The following is a 3,809-nucleotide window of genomic DNA, read 5'->3' on the forward strand; positions in this document are numbered from 1 at the left end:
GACGTGGCGCGTGCGGAGGGGCGGCTGGCCGACAGCCGGGCGGCCCGCGAGGTCGAACTCGGCCTGCGGCTCGCGGCCGGCGACGAGCGCGGCGCCTTGCGCGCCCGCTCGCACCTGGCCGACCTGGCACTGGCGATGGGCGAGGTCGACGAGGCGGTGTACCTCGGGCACCAGCTGGTCGATTCGCTGCGCGGCAAACGCGCGCCGGCGACGCTGTGCACGGCGCAGCTCAGCCTGATGCATGCGCTGCTGGAGCGGGGTTCGATCGACGAGGCGTTCGCGCTGTCGCACGAGATGCTGCGGCTGGCGGCCGATTGCGACCTGCTGTGGCAGGTGGCCGACGCCCTCGCCTGGCTGGCCGCCTGCCGAGGCGACCTGCCGACGGCGGCCGAACTCGCGGGATGGTCGGACGCGGCCTGGCGGCGTCGCGATGCGCCCCGGGCGACATTGCCGGCGCTGCGACGGGATCGGGTGCAACAACTGATCGGCTCGCTGCCCGCCGCCGCGCTCGATCTGTCGACAAGCGCCGGCGCCCGGCTCAACGAGGCGGACATCGTGGCGCTGTGGGACGCAACCCGGGCCGCCTGAGGCCCCGGTGCCTCAGTGAAAGTCGTCCTCTCGCTGATGGCGGACGGCCGCGACCACGACGGTTTCGCCGTCGMTGATCTCGAACAACGCGACGTAGCCGGTGCGGCCGCAAGCGATCACCAGTTCACGCAGGAAAGGGCTGGCAGCGGCCTTTCGGCAGGTGAACGGAAACCGCTCCAGTGCCCGCAATCCCCCGGCGATCGCCCCGAGGGCTTCTTCTGCCAAGCTCAGGTCACCATCCTCGCGTGCGAGTTCGCGCTGGATCAGAAAGTCGTAGAGCCGGTCGAGGTCCTGCTGCGCCTCGCGCGTCAACAGAACGCGAAAGTTCATCGCTTCGAACGCCCCTGCGCCGCCCGGCGGGCCCGCGCGCCGGCCAGCTTCTTCTCGAGCCCGCCGATGACCTCGTCCGCACTCACGAACCGGCCGTCGCGCTTCGCAGACTCCAGGGAGGCCAGCCCGCGTGCGACGAACTCCGCTTGCGCGAGGCGGCGGTTGACGCCTTCACGCACGGAAGCTTCGACGAACTGGGACAGGCTTTCTCCGCTCTGCAGCACCCGCTCCAGTTGCTCACGCAACTCGGGTTCGACACGGACGGCTGGAATGGTGGAGGACTTCATGGCCGCCAATGTAATTCATTTGCGCCACATCGAAATCCTCTTCGACGCCTTGGCCCCGCAGGCAGCGGCGGCGGTCGATCAGCGGGTGTCGTTCTGCACGACCGGGTCGACCGACGCCTTCAGGCGCTTGGCCATGTCCGTCACGTACACCATGTAGGCGTAGGCCAGGCCGGTGTAGTTCTGGTTCTCGATCTGGGCCGCGGTGCGATCCTGGCTGTACCAGACCGGCCCGAACTGGTTCTCGAGGTCCGGCGACACGATCGCGATGCCGACCGTGTCGAAGAAGTAGCCCGTCGACTGGATCTGGAAGCGGATCGTGACAGGCCCGGTCACCGGGAGGCTGGGCAGGTCCACGATCTCCGGGCTCACGCGGGTCTGGAGCAGGTCGTTGCCGTTCTGGTCCTTGACCAGGAAGGCGAAGACGCTGACCGGAATGATGGTACTCATGGTGTTTTCTTTCCTTTGGCGCTGTTGCCGCCCCGGGCGGCGTCCAGCGGGTTGACGAGATCGAGACAGGCGGGGTGTCGGCGAGTTCAGCGGGTGGCGTTCAGCGGGTGTCGTTCTGCACGACGGGATCGACCGATGCCCTCAAACGCCCCAGCGTGTCGGTCACGTACACCCGGTACGCATAGGCACCCCCATCGGAGTTCCCGTTGACCACCTCGGCGGATCTGAGATCGGAGCCGTACACCGGGTCGCTGAACTGGTCTGCAGCGCCCGGCGAGACGAACTCGACACCGACCGGCTGCTGGAAACAGTAGTTCTCCGATTCGATCTGGAAATGGATCGTGACCGGCCCGCTCGCCGTGTTCTGCTGGAGATTCAGCACTTCAGGACTCACGGTGGTTCGGAGCACATCCTGGTTCTGTTCGTCCTTGACCACATAGGCAAAGACGTGGACCGTGATGGGAATGCTCATGATGTTTTCTTTCCTTTGGCGCTGTTGCCGCCCCGCGCGGCGTCCAGCTGGTTGACGAGATCGAGATAAGCGGGGTGTCGGTAAGAGGTGCGCTGGATGCGGTCGACGACCTGCCGGGCCGCCTCGCGATCGCCGAGGCGAAGGCGCACGCGCGCCAGCGTGGTCAGCACCGAGCCGTCGTTCAGGCCGGCGAAGGGCTGCAGCAGTTCGGCAGCGCGGGCCCAGGCCTCGCGCGCCGCGGCGGGGTCGCCATCGGCCTGCAGGTTGCCCAGTGTCTCGGCGGCATTCGCCATCACCACCGTCAGGTTCACGCGGCCCAGCGTGTCCTTCGCGACCACCGACGACGACACGGCCAGGTACGCGGCGAGCTGCGACACCAGCGCCGGCCGGTCCACCGGCGCGAGCACGGCCGAGTACGCGAGCGCACGCCCCTTCAGGTCGACCGAATAGCGCGGCGACGCCGGGCTGACGCCGTCGAGTCCCCGGGCGCATTCGATGGCGGCCGCGAGTCCGGCGGCGGCCTCGGCGGTGCGCCCCATCGCGCGATCGACCTCCACCATGCGCAGCCGCGCGAAACAGGCGTCGCCGCGCCAGAACAGGTTGGTCGGGTCTTCGTCGACCAGCCGCTCGGCGATCGCCAGGCTGTCGCGTCCGCTGGCCTGCGCCGCGAACGGGTCGCCCATGTCGAGCTGGTGGCGGCTGATCGTGTTCAGCGCACTGACGATGCCGCGCTGCGCCACCTTGTTCTTGGCACCGCCCGGCATCGCGCGGAACAGCGCCAGCTGCTGCTGCGTGTCCTTCAGCGCCGCCTCGTACTGGCCGAGCTGCTCGTGCGCGCTCGACAGGAAGCCGTGGTTCTGCGCCAGCTCGAAACCCAGTTCGGCGCGCTGCGGCAGCAGCCGCTTCAGCACGGTGCCCGCGGCCTCGAGCGACGCGATCGCTTCGGCCGGCCGCTCGGTGCCCAGCTGCACCGCACCGAGGTTGACGTATGCGAAGGCCGCTTCGGCCTGCCAGTCGACGTTCGACGGGTCCAGCTTCGTCAGGCGCTCGCTCAGTTCGAGGTAGCTGCGGAAGTTGGCCTCGGCCGTCCTGCCGTCGGCACGCTTCCACGCCGCGTAACCGACCCAGAACATGCTCTGCGCATGGTCGAAGATGCGCTGCCCGTCGTTCGGCATCTGCGCGACCAGCCGCTGCGTGGTCGCGGCCGCCTGCTCGAACGCGGCCTGCGCCTCGGCCGGGTTGCCGCGCAGGTCGCGGATCTCGCCGATCAGGTGCATCGCACGCGAGCGATGGCCGAGCGCCGTCGCATCCAACCGGTCGGCTTCCTGGGAGGCGTAGTACGCGAGCGCCTTCTCGCCCACCGAATCCAGCACCTCCAGCCGGCCCACCGGCTCGAGCTTCTTGCGCAGGTCGCCGAGCATGAACTCGATCAGCCCCTCGGCCTGCGCGCGCTGGTGCTGCGCCTCGTTGCGCGCGCGCACCGCCAGCACGGCCAGCAGCGCGAACACGACGACGCCGACGGCCGAGGCCGATGCGATTCCCGCGAGCCAGCGCAGCCGGCGCTGCGTGTCGCGCTGCACCAGGTCGTCGAAGCCGACGCCGATCATGCCGGCCAGCAGCTTCAGCGCCGCGCGGCGCGGGCCGTCGCCTTCGGCGCGCTGGTCGGCGGCGATCGGCTCCAGCGG

The 3,809-nt window shown here is 69.4% G+C and carries 6 protein-coding genes; 1 reads left to right on the plus strand and 5 read right to left on the minus strand.

What is annotated here, in order from left to right; genetic code table 11:
* A partial coding sequence (locus AC1D01_RS24555; RefSeq protein ID WP_477871009.1) for a hypothetical protein occupies nt 1-588 on the plus strand: 588 nt, incomplete at its 5' end.
* Nucleotides 589-600: 12 nt separating this feature from the next.
* On the opposite strand, the gene AC1D01_RS24560 is transcribed toward AC1D01_RS24555, so the two are convergent.
* From AC1D01_RS24560 to AC1D01_RS24580, 5 genes are all read right to left on the minus strand, one after another.
* On the minus strand, nt 601-918 hold the full coding sequence (locus tag AC1D01_RS24560; protein ID WP_477871011.1) for a type II toxin-antitoxin system RelE/ParE family toxin: 318 nt from the start codon (nt 916-918) through the stop codon (nt 601-603).
* The gene (locus AC1D01_RS24565; protein WP_477871013.1) at nt 915-1,205 is read right to left on the minus strand and encodes a YlcI/YnfO family protein; all 291 of its coding nucleotides are present in this window, start codon (nt 1,203-1,205) and stop codon (nt 915-917) included. The genes AC1D01_RS24560 and AC1D01_RS24565 overlap by 4 nt, the downstream gene beginning before the upstream one ends.
* 78 nt (nt 1,206-1,283) lie before the next feature.
* The gene (locus AC1D01_RS24570) at nt 1,284-1,652 is read right to left on the minus strand and encodes a hypothetical protein (protein WP_477871015.1); all 369 of its coding nucleotides are present in this window, start codon (nt 1,650-1,652) and stop codon (nt 1,284-1,286) included.
* 100 nt (nt 1,653-1,752) lie between these two features.
* Nucleotides 1,753-2,124, minus strand: coding sequence for a hypothetical protein (locus AC1D01_RS24575; protein ID WP_477871017.1), 372 nt, complete (start codon nt 2,122-2,124; stop codon nt 1,753-1,755).
* A partial coding sequence (locus AC1D01_RS24580; protein ID WP_477871019.1) for a tetratricopeptide repeat protein occupies nt 2,121-3,809 on the minus strand: 1,689 nt, incomplete at its 5' end. The genes AC1D01_RS24580 and AC1D01_RS24575, both read right to left, overlap by 4 nt.

Source organism: Rhizobacter sp. P3_B12 (genome assembly GCF_056402895.1).